Here is a 16580-nt window from a genome sequence, read left to right as displayed (position 1 = left end):
TCAGGATGGAAAGGGATCAGGGCGGAAGGAGCAGGCCGGCCAGGGCGAGGATCAGGGCCGGCGGCATCACCAGCAGGCCGAGCTTGAGGAAGCGCCAGAAGCCGACATCCTCGCCTTCGCGGCGGATGGCGGTGAGCCACAGGATGGTGGCGAGGGATCCGGTCACCGACAGGTTGGGGCCGAGATCGATGCCGATGAGGATCGCCCCGGCGACCTTTTCGGAGACATCGGCCTGCTGCACGGCCGCCCCCGCGATCAGGCCGGCCGGCAGGTTGTTGACGAGGTTGGAGGCCACCGCCACCAGGGTTCCGCCGCCCCAGGCCGCGGCATCGGGCGAGGCTTGCGCCGCCCGCTTGAGGTGATCGGCGAGCAGGGTCAGGACACCGGTCTTCTCCAGGGCCTCCACCAGCACGAACAGGCCGGCCACCAGGGGCAGAACGCCCCAGGACACGTCCTTGACCACCTCCACCGCACCGCCGCGCTTGATCGCGAGGACGAGGAGCGTGGTGGCGAGGCCCGCGATGAAGGTCGGCAGGCCGAGTTCGAGATCATAGGCCGAGGCGGTGATGAGGGCCCCGGCGGTGGCGACGATGCCGAGACCGGCGACCTTACCGGTGCCCGAGAGCGGCGTCGCCTCGACGTCTCTGGCGAGCAATTGCTGGCGCAGGACGGAGTTCTGGGTCAGGCGCAGGACGATGTAGGTGGCGACGATGGCCAGGACCGAGGGCAGCGCGAACCGCGCGAGCCATTCGGTGAGCGGCGGCATGTGGGCGGCATAGACGACGAGGTTGGCCGGATTCGAGATCGGCAGCACGAAGCTCGCCGCGTTGGCGATGAAGGCGCAGATGAAGAGGTAGGGCAGCGGCTCGGCCTCCGCCGCCTTGGCCGCGGCATAGACCGCCGGCGTCAGCACCACGGCGCAGGCATCGTTGGAGAGGAACACCGTGACCACGGTGCCGACGAGATAGACCAGCAGGAACAGGCGCGTCGCCGACCCCTTCGCCTGGCGCACGGCGATGCCGGCGAGCCAGTCGAACAGACCCTCCTTCCTGGCGATCTCGGCAAGCAGCATCATGCCGACGAGGAACAGGTAGACATCCGTCCCCTTGCGCACGCCGTCCCAGGCCGCCTCCGGCGAAATCAGGCCCAGCACCAGCAGCGCCCCGGCGCCGAGCACGGCCCAGACCGCCTCCGGCCAGGCGAAAGGCCGGGTGATGACCCCGATTGTGGCCAGTCCGGCGATGATCCAGGTCGCCAGATGCGGCGTCACGGGGAGTGCGAACATGGGAGGACGAAATCCTGTCAGGGGCGGAGAAGCGACGCGACGGCTACCAGTGCCGGCCGTTTCGGTTGGGTCCGAGCTGCGTACCGAGGAGGCCCTTCTCGGGCCAGGCGCCGACGGAATCCGCGTCGCTGCCGGTCCCCTTCGAGACCGGCAGGCGGGACCGGTCGGTGGCCGGCTCCACCACGTCCTGCCCCGTACCTCCGGCCGCATCCGAGGCCCGCACGGTGAGGCGGCGCGCCGCCGCGTCCCAGGGGATCGACGCGCGGTAGCGCCGGTCGCCGTCGGCGCGGGTCATCGCCTGCCACGGCCCGCCATCGACGCTGACCTCGCAGGCGGTGACGGGAGAGGCACCGAGGACGATCGCCCGCACCTCCACCCTGTCGCGCACGCGGTGGCCGTCGTCATGGGCGAGGCGCCGATCGGCGGGGGCGGTGACGAGAACGAAGGGCCAGGGCTCGGCCAGCTCCTTGAAGCGCCAGCTGACGACGCCGCCATCGATGGCGGCGATGGCATAGCCGACCGGCCCCTCCTCGATCTGCCCGGTGGAGCGCGTGGCCGCGAAGATGGTGCGACCGTCATTGGCGAGTTCGTTGTAATGGGTGTGGCCCATCTCCACGAGGCGCACACGTGACCGCGAGACGAGATGGGCGACGCGGGCGGCCTCGCCGTCGCCTTTCAGGTCGGCGGGGTAGCTGTGCATGAACAGCGCGCAGTCGAGGCCGTCGCGCTCGGCCGACTGGATTTCGCCTTCGAGCCAGGCGAGCTGTGCGTCGCCCAGGCGGAAATCCGGACCACCGGTTCCCGGCCCACACATATCGAGGAAGAGACAGCGGATTCCGGAGATGTCGGTGGCGTAGGGAAGTCGCGGTGCGCCGAGGCCGGCATGGAACGCGTCGAGGCTGCCACCCTCCATGTCGTGGTCTCCCGTGACGACATGGACGGGAAGCGAAAGGCCGGCCAGGCCCTGGCGGACGAGGGCATATTGCTCGGGCAGGCCGTTCTCGGCGTTGTCGCCGGGCAGGTAGGCGAAATCGAGACCCTCGACCGCGCCGAGTTGCGCGACGATGGCGAGGAAATCGCGGGCGTTGTCGAGGTGCGCCTCGGTGAGGTGCAGGTCACCGATATGGGCGAAGGCGAGGATGTCGTCCCGTCCGCTCGTGGCGTGTGTCATGGCTTGGCACGTGTCATGGCAGGTCTCCAGGGCCGCCCTGCCTAGTGCCGGCGGGGCGTCGGAAGGAACCGGATGTTTCAGGGTGCTGTACGGAGGCTTCGTCAGGCGATGGCGGGGGCCATCGGCTTCGAGGCCGTTTTCGGTGGCTCGAACCCGTAGGTTTCCGGCATGGCCACGAGGTAGAGGACGAACCCCGCCGCCGCGATCCCGGCGAGAACCAGGAACGCCGTCGAATAGCCCGCCGACACGATGATGAGACCGGCCAGGGTCGCCGAGAACGAAGCACCGAGCCCCTGCGTCGTCGCAACCGCCCCCTGCGAGACGTTGAACCGTCCGGTGCCACGGGTGAGATCGGCGACGACGATGGGGAAGAGCGCGCCGTAGATTCCGGCGCCGATCCCGTCGAGGAGTTGCACGGCGACGAGGTAGAAGGGGTTGTCCGAGAAGGTGTAGAGCACGCCCCGGATGGCGAGCACGCCGAAGGCCACGAGGAAGATCGGCTTGCGCCCGATCGCATCGGCCTTGGCGCCGACAAAGACCGCCACCGGCACCATGACGAACTGCGCGGCCACGATGCAGACCGAGATGAGGGAGGTCGCGCTCTCCTTGCCGGACAGCTTAGTTAGCAACTGGCCCACCGACGTGAGCATCGCCGCATTGGAGAGGTGGAAGATCGCGGCCAGCAGGGCGAACAGCATCAGGGTGCGGTTCTGCAGCAGGGCCTTGATCCCGGAGGCCTGTTCGCCGCCCTCCCCCGCCGTCTCGTCGAGACCGCGGGCGAGGTCGTCGTCGATATCCTTGGCCGGCACCATCAGCATGGCCCCGACGCTCAGCACCGCCAGGACGGCCATCAGCCAGAACACCACGATGGGTCCGAAGAAATAGGCCGTCGACCCGGCGATGGCCGCCGAGACGGCGTTGCCCGCATGGTTGAAGCCTTCGTTGCGGCCGATGCGCTTGGAGAACATCTTCGGCCCGACCACGCCGAGGGTGATCGCGGCGAGCGCCGGCGGGAACACCGCCCCGGCGATGCCGGCGACGGACTGGGTCGCGGCCACCAGGTAGAAATTGGTGACGAAGGGCAAGAGCAGGCAGCTCGCGGTGACCGCCAGCGCCCCGGCAATGACGATGGCGCGCTTGTGGTTGGTCCGGTCGATCAGGGCCCCGGCCGGCGTCTGCGCGATCAGCCCGGCAATGCCGGCAATCGTCATGATCATCCCCGTCGTCGCCTCGTTCCAGCCCTGGTCGGGACCGCGTACGGCGATGAGGTAGATGGCGAGGTAGGGGCCGAGCCCGTCGCGGACGTCGGCGAGGAAGAAGTTGAGGGCGTCGAGCCCGCGCAGCGTCCGCTGCGACGGGGCACGACTCCGATCCTGGCCGGCGGCGGCGACGCTCGTCATCCGATCGATCTTTCGAAGCATGTCATGAAGGGGACCGATCGGCGCGTTTCACTGGCTCGACGAGCCAGGGCCTCGGGTCGATCGGAGCGGCAAACCCCGGCCCGAAATGAAGGTTCCTCGGCGGGGATTAAATTCTGCGTGAGCATCGAAGCCCGGGCACGGCCGACAAGATCAGCAGTGTATTCCGTATGTGGAATACTAATCCTCTAGGCTGCGATCCGCTTCTCTTTCCGGATCCCACCGTCGTCATGGACATGGACTTCGAAGGTGGCTCCGTCGCGGATGCCGCGAATCTCGAAATGCCTGGGCTTGCGGATCGGCGGTCCTTCGACGCGGTAGCCGGCATCCCGGACGAGGCGCGCCGCCGCATCCGGATCGCCCTTGCCGTGCCCCTTCTCCGGCCGCGCGATGATACGGACCGTACCGTCGGCGAGGACGAGGCGGGACACCTTGATCTCGCAGAGTGTCAGTTCGCCCTCGACGGTGACGGTCTCTCCGACCGTGGGCATCTCTTCCGTCGCGATTTTCGGACCGAGATCGGCAAGGCTCCTCGTGCCGTTCCCCTCCAGCGCGAGGCGATGGCCGAACACGGCCCAGACGATTCCGGTAGCGGTCGCGGTCTTTGGCATTGTCGTTGATCCCGATGAGTGAGAAGGCCGGTCATTCCCCTCCCCCGGAGGTCCGAGGGAGGGAATCGTCATCGTCAGAAGCTGCGCTTCTCGCGGATGTCGCCGTCGAACCCGACATGGAGCAGGCGCTCGCGCCCGTCCTGGCCCTTGGCCGCCATGTCGAGATGGCGCGGTCCGCGTCCAGTGACGCGGATGTCGGAGTAACCGGCCGCCTCGACCTTCGCGGTCAGGGCCGGCGCATCAATGGCGGGGCCAAGGCCGACCTTGTCCTTCGCCCAGTCAAGGCCTCCCGGCTTCGGACCGCGCGCCGGACCGAGCACCACCGTCTTGCCATCGGCCCGGGTGAGGAGGGTGGCGTGGAGGAAGCCGTTCTCGAAGCGGCCCTGCACCGTGACCGCCTCGCCCTTGGTGAAGAGGGTTCCGCCCTCGCCCTGCTTGCCGGTCTCGACCAGGGCACGGCCGGACCCGTCCTGCAGGATGAACTTGTTGCCGAAGATCTCGGCGACGTCACCCTTGGCGGCAATGGCGGCCGAAGGAGAGAGCTGCGCGATGGTGACCGGCGCGACGGGGGTCAGGGTCACGCCGGAAGTCTGCGCCAGAGAGAGGCCGACGGCCCCGAAGGCCAGGGGAGCGGCAATGGTGCCGACGATCCAGCCGCGGCGCGAGCGGCGCGGGGCGGCGGGACGCGGCATCTCGGTGGCGGTTCCGTCGATGGTCTTCTCGGTCGTCATGGTGTCGATGTCCTGGAAAAGCGTATCCCCTCTCGGGTTGACGCCGTTCTAGGCTCGCCCCTCCAACCCGATCTGAACCGCGCGGTTCAGCCCCGGTTAAAGCGCGGCGCGTAGGCGCCGGGGCTCCACGTGCCACCCCTCCGCCCCAAGGATCCCGATTCCGATGAAGCTCCTTCTGGTGGAGGACGATGCGGCGCTCGCCGCCGAAATCGCCAAGGCCCTGCGCGCCGAGAACTTCGCCCTCGACCACGCGGTCAACGGCGAGGACGGCCAGCATCTTGGCGAGACGGAGACCTACGACGCCGTGGTGCTCGATCTCGGCCTGCCCAAGCGAGACGGCGTCTCGGTGCTCCAGGCCTGGCGGGCCGCCGAGCGGACCATGCCGGTGCTGATCCTCACCGCGCGGGATGGCTGGAGCGACAAGGTCGCGGGCTTCAAGGCGGGGGCGGACGATTATCTCGTCAAACCGTTCCGGGTGGAGGAGCTCGTCATCCGCCTGCGCGCTTTGGTGCGCCGCGCCTCGGCGCACGGGGCCAACCGGATCGTCTGCGGGCCTCTCACCTACGATGCCGGCCTCGGTACGTTCGAGCGGGATGGCTTGCCGCTTAAGCTGACCGGGCTCGAATGGCGGGTGCTCTCCTGCCTGATCCTGCGCAAGGACGGGGTGGTGCCCCGTGGCCAGCTGATCGAGCGGGTCTATGACGGCGACGCGGAGGTCGATTCGAACTCGGTGGAGGTCATCATCACGCGCCTGCGCCGCAAGATCGCCCCGGCCCGGATCGAGGGCGTGCGCGGCCACGGCTACCAACTGGTGCCGGGGGAGGCGCCATGACCCCGCCACATCCTCCCCACGGACCGACTCCCCGCGGACCGGCTCATGCGCATCGCGGCTCCCTGCAGCGGCGCCTGATCCTCGCTGCTGTCGTCCTCGTCACCGTCGCCCTCGTGGTGGCGGGGGTCGCCATCGGCTTCATCCTGCACCGCTTCGTGCGCGGCCAGCTCGACAGCCGCCTCGACAGCCAGATCGTCGCTATCGCCGCGAGCCTCGAACGGGGCCGCGACGGCCGCCTCGCTCTTGGGCGCAACCTCGACGGGCCTCCCTTCGACCGCGACCGGTCGGGCTGGTCCTGGCAGGTCCGGCAGGGCGACGCGGTCCTCCGCTCCGGCTCCCTGGAAGGCCGCGACCTCAGCGTTCCCGAAGACGACAGGCGGGATGACGGGGGCCGCCACCGCGACCGTCCCCGCCCGGCGGACGGGGTCGATCCCTGGGGCAACCCGGTGATCCTGCGCATCCTCGCCCTGCCGAACGAAGGAGGAGCCGGCCCGGCGACGATCGTCGCCTCCGCGCCCATGGCGGCCCTGCACGGCCCCGTCCGCGAGGCCAGCCTCACCCTGGCGCTGATCCTCGCCGTGCTCGGCCTCTGCCTCCTCGCCGGCCTCGTGGTACAGGTGCGCCTCGGCCTCCGACCGTTGGAACGCCTGCGCCGGGACCTCGCCGAGGTTCGCGCGGGCCAGCGCGCACAGGTGCCGGAGAAGCAGCCGGCGGAAATCCGCCCCTTGGTGCGCGAGGTGAACGCGCTGCTAAGCGAAAACGCGGCGAATCTCGAACGGGCGCGCACCCATGTGGCCAACCTCGCCCACGGGTTGAAGACGCCGCTCGCGACCCTGACCATGGCGCTGCAGGACGGGGAGCGCGACCCCGACGGCCGGCTGGCAACCCTCGTCTCGGGCATGGACGGGCAGATCCGCCACCATCTGCGCCGCGCCCGCACGGCGGCACTGGACGGCGCCACCCGCGAGAGGACGGCGCTGGAGGCGCCCGTGGCCGATCTCCGCTCCACTTTCGCGCGGCTCTACGCCGAGAAGGGCATCGCCTTCACCGTCGAGGTGCCGGACGGCATCGCGGTGGCCTGCGACGGCCAAGATGTGGACGAGATGCTCGGCAACCTCATCGACAATGCCTGCCGCTGGTGCCGGGCGCGGGTCCGGATCGCCGCCGCCCTCTCGGAACGGGGCGTCACCGTCACCGTGGAGGATGACGGGCCGGGCCTCGACGGGGATGCGGCCGCCGGAGTTCTCGGACGCGGCAAACGCCTGGACGAGACCGTGCCCGGCCACGGATTTGGCTTGTCGATCACCACGGAACTGGCCGAACTCTATGGCGGCTCGCTCCGCCTCGACCGCGGAAGCTTCCATGGTCTTCGCGCGCGGCTCGACTTGCCGGCTTAACTTGCCGGCCCGACTCGACATGGCAGCGTTAACCGCACGAATTCTTTAGACAGGCGGCGCACCTTGATCGGGACGGAGCGGGCGGCATATGCCCTGCTGCGAAGGGTCCTCCCGATCCGCTCAGGCCGCGCATTCGTCCCAAGATGGCACGATGGGGGCACAAGGCGGAGGAGAGACGGCTCATTCGGGCTCGGGCGGGAGGTTCTGGATGTCTGAGATCGACCACGACGTCATCGTCATCGGGGCAGGCCTCGCCGGGACCACCGCGACCATCGCCCTCGCCAGGGCCGGTTACGACACGGCCATCATCGACACCCACGCGGTCTATCCCCCTGATTTTCGGGCGGAGAAGCTCGGCGTGCCGCAGATGGACCTGTTCGAGAAGCTCGGTTTCGGGGACCTTGCGCGGGCCGTGACGACGCCGGTGGACGAGGTCTGCGTCACGCGCTTCGGCCATCTGTTCTCACGCCATGCCGTGCGCGAATACGGCGTCCACTATACGCCCCTCATCAACGACCTGCGCGGCGCCCTGCCTGCCTCCTCGCCCCTAGTGGTCGGGCGCGTGGCGGAGATCGAGACCGGACCGGACCGGCAGCGGGTCACCCTCGCCGATGGCAGCGTGCGCACCGCGCGGCTGGTGCTTCTGGCCACCGGCCTCGGTGACCTGCTTCGGCGCAAGGTCGGCATCGGCAGGACCATGATCAGTGAGAAGCACTCCCTGTGCTTCGGGTTCGACATGGCGGCCCCGCCCTCGTCCTTCGGCTTCGAATCCCTGACCTATTACGGGGAAAGCGCGGAGAGCGCGGTGGCCTATGTCACGCTGTTTCCCATCGGCGCGACCATGCGGGTCAATCTCTTCGTCTACCGTGCGCCCTCCGATCCGTGGGTGAAGGAATTCCGCAAATCCCCCGAGGCACTCATGCGGCAGGCCATGCCCGGCCTCGCCCGCCTCTGCCCGGATCTCACCGTGACGGGGCCGGTAGAGATGCGGCCTATCGATATCGTCCATGCGGCCGATGCGGAGCGCGACGGGGTCGTCCTCCTCGGCGACGCCTTCCTGACCCCCTGCCCGATCCCCGGAACCGGGATCGGCAAGGTTCTCACCGACGTCGACCGGCTCTGCTCCGAGCACCTGCCGCGCTGGTTCGCCACCCCGGGAATGGGCAAGGACAAGATCGCCGCATTCTACGCCGACCCAATCAAGCAAGCCTCCGATCAGCAATGCCTCCGGGCCAGCCTCTATGCCCGCGACATCACGGTCGGCAGTGGCGCCGTGTGGACCCTGCGGCGCCTGCGCAACCGCATCGGCCGCTACGGCCTGCACGCCCTCCATCGGCTGCGGACGACGATCGCCAAGCCGCGCCGTCCGGCCATCGGGGAAACCAAGACCGTCTGAGCCGGGCTATCGCCCCCTGCGCCAGCGGGGGGAGCGGGCCGAGCCGTCGATGAATTCGAAGGCCGAGGTCCGGTTGAGGGTGTGGAGACGGGTCCCGGGAAAGAGCGGACCCGAGCGCAGGATCGTCTCGACGGTCTGGGCGTAGCCCTCGTCGTCGAGGCGGTCGATCCGCGCCAGCGCCAGCGCTTCGCCGTAACCCAGGCGGCAATCCTGGACCGGACGGATCAGGGCGCCGTCCCGCTCCACGATGCGTCCCGCCGGCCGCGCGGAGGCGATGTCGATGAGCACCGGATTGCGCGCATGCGGCGTCCAGGGGCCGCGGAAATCCGGGGCCGACCAGAGATGCAGGCTGTCGTGGTAGGAGCCGAGCACCGTCCCTCCGCCGACATCGGCGGCCTGATCGCGGACCGTCGCGAACATCCACCAGCGGCCGTCCCGCTCCAGCAGGGTCGGATCGCTGGCGGTGACGTCGCTGAGCAGCGTCGCTTCCCTAACCCAGCCGCCCGGAAAAGCGGTCGCGCGGTAGAGGTCGACCGTGCCGTTGGCGCAGCTCTCCGGGATCATCCAGAACGAACCGTCGCGCTCGAACACGAACGGGTAGGACAGGTGATACGGCTCCTCCAGCACCGGGACCGGCGTCCCGATCGGGCCGTTCGCATCGAAGGCAACAGCGGAGATCAGCGCCTTGCCCGTCGCGTGCGGGAAATCCTCGACGAAGAGGATGGTGCGGCCCTCGTGCTCGATCCCGAACGGATCGGCGTAGAAGCGGAGACCGTCATCCGCCAGGTCGTGCCAGCCGGACGAGGGATGCGCGCGCAGGTCGACGAGATCGGGGCCGGCCAACCGGCGCCAGCCGACGCGCCAATGGGGCGCGCGATAGCAGAGGTAGTAGAGGCGCCGGACGACGAGGCGCGCCGCCATCTTCGCGGCGCGGGTGCCGATCGTCTTCACGGACAGGGCCGGCGCTTCGGGTGATGCGAGGACGCCATCCCGAAGAAGCGGCCGGGCGCCCGACAGCGCGCCGACGATGAGCGTCATGCTGCGGATCAGCCCATCCTCGAACGCGAGGAGCATGGTCCCGCGATCCTCGGCGCCGAACCGCCCGGAGGCGATGATCCTGCCCTCCGTGGAGAGGGCCGCCACGGGGGAGCGGCCGGCGAGAAGCGCGGCGAGAAGCGCGCCCTCGCCCGCCACCCCGTCGAAGCCGAGACGCCAGACCGGCAGGTCCGGGCCGCCCTCGGCATCGCCGCAGAGATCGAGGATGCAGCACGCGGCCGCCGTTGGCTCGGGATAGGAAGCGAGAGCGCTCACCGGCACGGGAGCGGACAGACCGCCGAGGGACAGACGGTTCAGCAGGGCTTCGAGGCGGAACAGCAGTACGGCGTTGTCGGGCAGGCCGCCCGGCCCCGGCGAGCGGTCGACCTCCACCTCGAGCCCGGGAAGTGCTGCGAGTCGTTCCAGAAGACGCAGATGCCAGCGGCGGGGGGCGCGTCCATCCAGCCTCAGTCGCAGGCGCATCGTCGTCGGTCCCCGAATAGTCGAAAGCCGAGGCCGAAAGCCGCGGGCTGTTGAGATCGGTCCGACGCGGGACGTCCCCTCTACGTGTGTCGGTTACAGCATCACGATTGAGAAACCCTTCACCGCTCCTGGCACCGAGCGTCGGCGGCAGGCCGATCTTAACGTTTCGCTAACCATGCTCCGCACGAAGGGGGCCGAGATCGCGCAAATCCCCGGGTGTTGGTGAATCGTCAGTAAAGTCGGATCATGCCTGTATCCGAAGGACGGGCTGTATCCCGGCCACGGCCCGAGCATCCGATGGCACAGATCGACAGACACATCGCGGCGGCGGATTGGATCGGTCGATCCAGCATCGACCGGCCGCCCTCCTCCGAGCCCGACAAGAGCGCCGAGATCGGCGATCTCTGGCGCATCCTCACCGTGCGCCGGGCCTGGGTGCTCGGAACCGCCGCGCTGCTCACCTTCATCGGGGTGGCCTACGGGTTCCTCGCACCGCCGCTCTACGCGGCCACCGCCCAGATCCTCATCGACCCACGCGACAAGCAGATCGTCACCAACGACGTCAATCCCGTCGCCATGGCGCCGGATGGCGGCGTGATCCAGGTCGAAAGCCAGGCGCGGGTGATCGAATCCGATTCCGTCCTGACCCGGGCCGCCCGCGATGCCGGTTTGCTCGACGATCCGGATTTCGGCGGCGTCGGCACCGGCTTCCTCAGCTGGACCCTGCGTACCCTCCAGGGCGAAGGCTCCGCCCCGAGCACGGACGCCGCCGCCGAGGGCCGGGCTGTCCGCGCCCTGCGGCGCAGGCTCGCGGTGAAGCGCGCCGACAAGGTCTTCGTGGTGGATGTCGTCGTCACCGCCGGCAACCCGGACAAGGCGGCCCGGATCGTCAACGCCATCGCCAGCGCCTACCTCAAGGACCAGACCACCGCCCGCGCGGACGCGGCCTCGCGGGCCTCGGCCGAGATGGCCTCGCGCCTCGACGACCTGCGCAAGCGCGTCAACGTCGCCGAGAACAAGGTCGAGAAATTCAAGGCCGAGAACGGGTTGATCACGGCGAGCGGTCAGCTCATCAGCGAGCAGCAACTGGCCGAGAGCAACAACCGGATCGTAGCCGCCCGCGCCCGCACGGCGGAAGCGCGCACCCGGCTGCAGCAGATCAAGGACGCGCGCGGCACCGCCTTCGGACCGGATTCGGCCCCGGAGGCGATCCAGTCCGCGGTAATCGAGCGGCTGCGCAGCCAATATGCGGAGCTTGCGAGCAAGGAAGCGGATCTGCGGACCCAGCTCGGCAACCGCCACCCCTATATCGAGGCGGTGCGGACCCAGATGCAGGACGTGAAACGCCTGACCGAGGTGGAGCTGGCCCGCATCTCCCGCTCGGCGGAGACGGATTACCAGCGCGCCGCCGCCAACGAGAAGGCGCTGACCTCGAACCTCGACGAGCTGAAACGGGGCTCCATCGTCACCGGCGAGGCCTCGGTCCGCCTGCGTGAGCTCGACCGCGAGGTGGATACCAGCCGGGCCGTCTACAGCAACTTCCTCAACCGCTCGCGCGAGATCCAGGAACAGACGGGCATCGACACCACCAACGCCCGCGTCATCAGCTGGGCCCGTCCGCCCGCCGAGCGGAGCTGGCCCCTGCGCCTCCTGCTGTTCGCCGGTGGCCTCGTCAGCGGCCTCGGCCTCGGGGCCGGCCTCGCCTTCGTGCGCGAATATCTCGACCCCACCGTCCTGTCGCGACGCCAGATGGAGCGGCTCTCGCACACCTCCGTGGTCGCCACCTATCCGGAGTTCAAGGCGGGAAGCGAGCGTCCGGCCAGCGTCGCCGCGAGCCTGACCCTCGACCGGCTGGCGAGCGTGCGCGGCCAGATCCACCCGCCGGGCCAGGCCTTGAGCGTGCTCGTCACCTCGGCGGCCTCGGATGCGGCGGACCGGCGCTCGACGATCCACCTGCTCGCGGCGGTGGCGACGGCGCGCGGCGAGCGCGTGCTCGTGGTTGAGGCGGACCTCGAGGCCACGCCGGAGCAGGACGCCTCCGGCCCCGGCCTCATCGAGGTCCTGCGCGGCGAGGTCGGGATGGCCGCGGCGGCCAAGGCGGATTCGGAGAGCGGTGCCGCGCGGATCGGCATCGGCGATATCGCCAAGGCCTCGCGCGAGGCCCTGAGCCGGGCCAATATCGAGCAGTTCCTCGCGGCCGGCAAATCGAGCTTCGACCTCATCCTCATCGATGGCGGCGTCCTCACCGGCAACCTGCGGATCGGGCCCCTCGCCTCAGCCAGCGACAGGCTCCTGATCGTCGCGAAGAACGGCGCCACGCGCCAGCGCGACCTCCTCGACATCCTCGACATCTCGGAAGTGCTCGGCCGCCCGGTCTCGGGCAGCCTCTTCGTCGATCGCTACGCGGCGGCGGCGTGACGGGCGGGCCATGAGGAGCGCGGTCCACTCCCCGGCCCAACGACGGAACGAGGTCGGAGCGGCGTCGCGAAGCCCGATGCCGTTCGGCCTGATCGCCCTCACCGTGCTGATCCTCGGCGTATCGGGCGGCATGCTGTGGAATGTCGGCATCAATTACGACGGGCTCACCGGCGCGGCGCCGCAGAAAATCCATCCCTCGACCTATCTGGTCATCGTCCTGTTCGGCTGGGCCGCCCTCAGGTCCGGCAACCCGGCGGGGTATCTCGTTTATGCCGTGCAGGTGCGGCCGGCGGGGATGCTGCTGGCCGCATGCAGCATCGGGCTGTTCCTGCACATCGTCCTGCGCAGCGGCCCCGGCATGGCGGGGGCGCTGGACACGTTCCTGCTGCCGGGCCTCTTCGTCGTCCTGCTGGCCGACCGCGACGCGCTGACCTGGAGGCGCCTCGAACTGACGGTTCATGCGGTGCTGCTGGTCAACGCCCTGCTCGGCCTCACGGAATTCGCGACGAAGACCCTATTCTTTCCCTACCGGCTCGACGGGCAGGTCTTCGCCACGGATACGCGTTCGGCCGCACTTCAGGGACACCCCCTCGGCAACGCCACCCTCACGGCCTGCTACGTCCTCGCCCTCATCGGCGGCGGCGGGCGCATGACGGTTCCGCAGCGCCTCGCGATGATCGGGCTGCAACTCGCCGCCCTCGTCGCCTTCGGCGGGCGCTCGGCCATGGTGGTGACGCTGATCTTCGGCGGCGGCTACGGCCTCTTCGCCCTGCACAAGGTGTTGAGTGCGGGCCGGATCCCGCTCCTGGCGGCGGCGGCGGGGATCTTCCTGTTCACCCTCGTGCCCCTCGGCATCGGAGGACTCGCGGCCGGCGGGTTCTTCGACGCGCTGCTGAGCCGCTTCATGGCCGATGGCGGCAGCGCCAATGCCCGCGTGGAGATGCTCGACCTCGTCGCCAGCATCCCCTTCCGCGAATTGCTGGTCGGCCCGGATATGAGCCTGGTGGATTCGCTACGGCGCGTCAGCGGACTCGAATGGGGCATCGAGAACCCCATCGTCCGGACCCTCGTCTATCAGGGCATCTTCATGACGGTGCTGCTCACCGTCGCGGTGACGCTCTACATGATCGAGCTGGTCCGCCATTGCCGCAGCGGCACGTTCCTGCCCGTCATCGCCTTCGTCATCCTGGTGAACACGTTCGAGGGGATCGGCGCCAAGACCACGCTGCTCGCCAAGTTCGCCATCCTGCTTCTCGGCCTGTTCCACGCGGTCAGCGATCGTCCGCCGGGACGCGCAGACCGAGGGCGGTGACGATGGCCGGATCGAAGCGCCGGGTGGCATCGTCCATCAGGCCCATCCCGTCGAACAGGTTCCAGAACGCCCAGGGGAAGCCCTCGGCCTCGGCCGCCTCGCGCACGTCGCGGACGTAGCGCGCCCGATCCTCCGCATGGGAGGCGACGTAGCGCGCATCGCTGCGCAGGGCACCGAACTCCCCGAGCACGATGTTCCGCGGCGCGATGCCGTGGCGGCGACCCCATTCGCCCACGATGGCGAGGTGGCGGGCGAGGTAGCCCTTATCGGGCTGGGCGGCGAAGTACTCGGCGAGCTTGGCCTCGGTCAGCGCATAGGCCTCGCGCTTGGCCTCCGCCGACAGGACGGTGTCGCCGGCCATCCTGGCCCGCACGGCGGCGAGCGTCGTCTCGAGACTGCCGGCGGAGGCGGGCCAGGGCACCGCGTTGAGGGCGCGGTAGACCGGCTCCCGCATCCAGGGCGCCCCCTGGTGGCTGAACAGGTAGGGCTCGTAATAGTGGAACGTGAACAGCAGCGGGGCGGAGCGGGCCAGCGGCGCGGGGTCGAGGGCGGTGAGCCCGGTGATCATGCTGCCGCAGGCGCCACAGGCCACGAGGGTCAGGCGTGGGGCGACCCGTCGGGCCTCGCCAAGGAGGTCGTCCTGGATCGTCAGCCACGATGCCGCGCCGCATCCCTGCGGCGGCTCATTGACGGGCTCCAGCGCCAGCCGCTCCGGGGCGATCCCCTCCAGCAGGCGGGCGAGGTCTGAGACGACGTGGCGATAGGCGGGAAACAGCGGCGCGCCGGGATCGCCGTAGAAATTCTGCGGGTTCCAGTGATGCGTCGCGCCATTGGCCTGCACGTTGACCAGGACCGCGAGATCCGCGCGCAACGCCGCCTCCACCGCGGCCCTGAGGTCGGCCATGAGGCGCCCGCGCTCCTCCGGCCCGGCGGCGGCGAAGGGGCCGGGATCGACGGGCAGGCGCAGGAAGTCGAACCCGGCCGCGCGCAGGCGGGCGAGGTCGCGCTCGGTCGGGACGGGCCGGCCCTCCTGGAACGGCGGCGTCCCGTAATCCGTGCGCGGCGCCGGGAACTCCCGCGTCAGGGAGAACCAGGGCCAGGTGTTGACGCCGCGCGTCAGGCGGAGCGGCGGCGGGGCGGCGGCGGCAGCCGGCACCAATCCCGCCGTCACCGCCGCAGCCGCCAGGATCGCCCTACGTGTGGGCGGCGGCCTCACGAAGCGCGATCCCGGCCCCGTCCTCCGATCGCCATCGAGGCATGAGCCTGAGAGGCATGCGCCTGAGAGACATGAGCCGGGGGGACATGGACGGACGAGGTGGCGGGGTGGTTCGATTCCTGGCCCGCCGGTGCCGCGAAGCCCCCGAGCGCCATCGCCTCGGCCTCGTACTGCTTCAGGATCTCCGACCATTCGAAACGGTCGGCGGCACGGGCGACCGAGGCGACACCCGCCTTCCTCGCGGCGCCGTCGTCGGCGATCAGGGTTTCGATGTGCCGCTCGCAGGCATCCGCATCGGCGAAGTAGAACTGCTCCTCGCCCGCCGTGCCGCGGTTGAACGGATTGTCGTGGGCGACGACCGGGTTGCCGGCCCACAGGGCCTCTACGAGGGAGGGGTTGGTCCCCCCGACCGTATGCCCGTGCAGGTACGCCCGCGCATGGAAGCGCAGGGATCGGATCGTCTCCGCCTCGTAGATGGCGCCGGGGAACAGGACCTCGTCGCTGGCCGCCTCCCTCACCGCGCGGTGATAGGGGTTGCCGTCGGAGAGCGTGCCGAGAACCACGAGCCGCATCCCCCGCACCTTGCGCGAGAAGGCATCGACCATCGTGAGGATGTTGTTGTCGGGCTCGATGCGGGCGATCGAGGTCATGTACCGCCCCGGTTTCAGGCCGAGGGCTTCGATGGGGGCGGTCGGTGCAGCCGAGATCGGGTCGCCGCCATACGGGATGGTCGCGATGGCGGATCTCGGACGGCGCGTGGCGACGTGATCGGCGATGGCCGGGTGGTCCGCCACGAGGCGGTGGGAAGCCCAGGCGGCGATCCACTCGTTGGTCCAGAACCAGGCCCGCACCGCCATCGACCATTTCGGCCGCTTCCACTCGATGCCGTCCATGTTGGTGATGATCTTCGCGCCGGCGAGACGCAGATACGGCAGGAAGATCGCCCCGTTATAGCCGAGGACGAGGCTGACGCCGCCCCGCTTGGCCGCGTCGCGCACGCAATGCCAGTCGAAATCCAGGGTCGCCCGCGGTCCGCTGGTGGACACGGCCACATGGATGAGCTCGACGCCCCTCCAGGTCGTCGTGCGGAAGCGCTCGCTCACCGCCTCGACCTCGTCCTGGCAATAGACTCCCACATGCCAGCCGCGATTCACGAGGAAAAGCGCGAGCTTCTCGGCGAAGGTCTCAAACCCGCCATGGCATGCGGGAATGCCGCGAGTCCCCAGGATCAGAAGCGAGGGCTTGTGCGACGACATCCGAGTCTCCTTGTAGCCC

General features: G+C 69.5%; 13 protein-coding genes. 5 read left to right on the top strand and 8 right to left on the bottom strand.

The window, feature by feature from the left end:
- Positions 1–16 precede the first annotated feature (16 nt).
- The 5 genes from FPV16_RS09380 to FPV16_RS09360 all read right to left on the bottom strand — a co-directional run bounded on the left by FPV16_RS09380 (position 17) and on the right by FPV16_RS09360 (position 5216).
- The gene (locus FPV16_RS09380) at positions 17–1285 is read right to left on the bottom strand and encodes an arsenic transporter (RefSeq protein WP_227437941.1); all 1269 of its coding nucleotides are present in this window, start codon (positions 1283–1285) and stop codon (positions 17–19) included.
- 43 nt (positions 1286–1328) lie between these two features.
- Positions 1329–2456: a metallophosphoesterase gene (locus FPV16_RS09375; protein WP_227437940.1), complete on the bottom strand. Its 1128-nt coding sequence runs from the start codon at positions 2454–2456 to the stop codon at positions 1329–1331.
- A gap of 101 nt (positions 2457–2557) precedes the next feature.
- Positions 2558–3856, bottom strand: coding sequence for an MFS transporter (locus FPV16_RS09370; RefSeq protein ID WP_227437939.1), 1299 nt, complete (start codon positions 3854–3856; stop codon positions 2558–2560).
- 206 nt (positions 3857–4062) lie between these two features.
- Entirely contained in the window at positions 4063–4485 is a 423-nt protein-coding gene (locus FPV16_RS09365; RefSeq protein ID WP_227437938.1) for a hypothetical protein, read from the bottom strand.
- Between the two features lie 74 nt (positions 4486–4559).
- Positions 4560–5216 (bottom strand): DNA-binding protein, encoded by a 657-nt coding sequence (locus FPV16_RS09360; RefSeq protein ID WP_227437937.1) that lies wholly within the window; start codon positions 5214–5216, stop codon positions 4560–4562.
- Positions 5217–5379: 163 nt separating this feature from the next.
- Here FPV16_RS09360 and FPV16_RS09355 point away from each other — a divergent pair, with 163 nt between their 5' ends.
- The 3 genes from FPV16_RS09355 to FPV16_RS09345 all read left to right on the top strand — a co-directional run bounded on the left by FPV16_RS09355 (position 5380) and on the right by FPV16_RS09345 (position 8841).
- Positions 5380–6048: a response regulator transcription factor gene (locus FPV16_RS09355; RefSeq protein ID WP_227437936.1), complete on the top strand. Its 669-nt coding sequence runs from the start codon at positions 5380–5382 to the stop codon at positions 6046–6048.
- Complete coding sequence (locus FPV16_RS09350; RefSeq protein WP_227437935.1) at positions 6045–7445, top strand: sensor histidine kinase; 1401 nt, start codon at positions 6045–6047, stop codon at positions 7443–7445. Before FPV16_RS09355 ends, FPV16_RS09350 begins: the two co-directional genes overlap by 4 nt.
- A gap of 208 nt (positions 7446–7653) precedes the next feature.
- On the top strand, positions 7654–8841 hold the full coding sequence (locus FPV16_RS09345; RefSeq protein WP_227437934.1) for an FAD-dependent oxidoreductase: 1188 nt from the start codon (positions 7654–7656) through the stop codon (positions 8839–8841).
- A 6-nt stretch (positions 8842–8847) separates the two neighbouring features.
- Here FPV16_RS09345 and FPV16_RS09340 read toward each other — a convergent pair whose 3' ends face one another.
- Complete coding sequence (locus FPV16_RS09340; RefSeq protein ID WP_227437933.1) at positions 8848–10359, bottom strand: formyl transferase; 1512 nt, start codon at positions 10357–10359, stop codon at positions 8848–8850.
- Between the two features lie 297 nt (positions 10360–10656).
- Here FPV16_RS09340 and FPV16_RS09335 point away from each other — a divergent pair, with 297 nt between their 5' ends.
- Positions 10657–12777, top strand: a complete 2121-nt coding sequence (locus FPV16_RS09335; protein WP_227437932.1) for a GumC family protein — start codon at positions 10657–10659, stop codon at positions 12775–12777.
- Between the two features lie 76 nt (positions 12778–12853).
- Positions 12854–14089: a VpsF family polysaccharide biosynthesis protein gene (locus FPV16_RS09330; RefSeq protein WP_227437931.1), complete on the top strand. Its 1236-nt coding sequence runs from the start codon at positions 12854–12856 to the stop codon at positions 14087–14089.
- Here FPV16_RS09330 and FPV16_RS09325 read toward each other — a convergent pair.
- A complete protein-coding gene (locus FPV16_RS09325; protein ID WP_227438004.1) occupies positions 14049–15260 on the bottom strand; it encodes a glycoside hydrolase family 5 protein in 1212 nt (403 codons plus the stop codon). The genes FPV16_RS09330 and FPV16_RS09325 overlap by 41 nt on opposite strands.
- Positions 15261–15301: 41 nt before the next feature.
- A complete protein-coding gene (locus FPV16_RS09320) occupies positions 15302–16561 on the bottom strand; it encodes a DUF1972 domain-containing protein (RefSeq protein ID WP_227437930.1) in 1260 nt (419 codons plus the stop codon).
- Positions 16562–16580: the final 19 nt, after the last annotated feature.

Origin of the sequence: Methylobacterium sp. W2, from assembly GCF_020662345.1 — a bacterium.
Classification (GTDB): domain Bacteria; phylum Pseudomonadota; class Alphaproteobacteria; order Rhizobiales; family Beijerinckiaceae; genus Methylobacterium.
The sequence above is the reverse complement of the archived record's forward strand: the minus strand, read 5'-3'. Positions and strand labels throughout refer to the sequence as shown.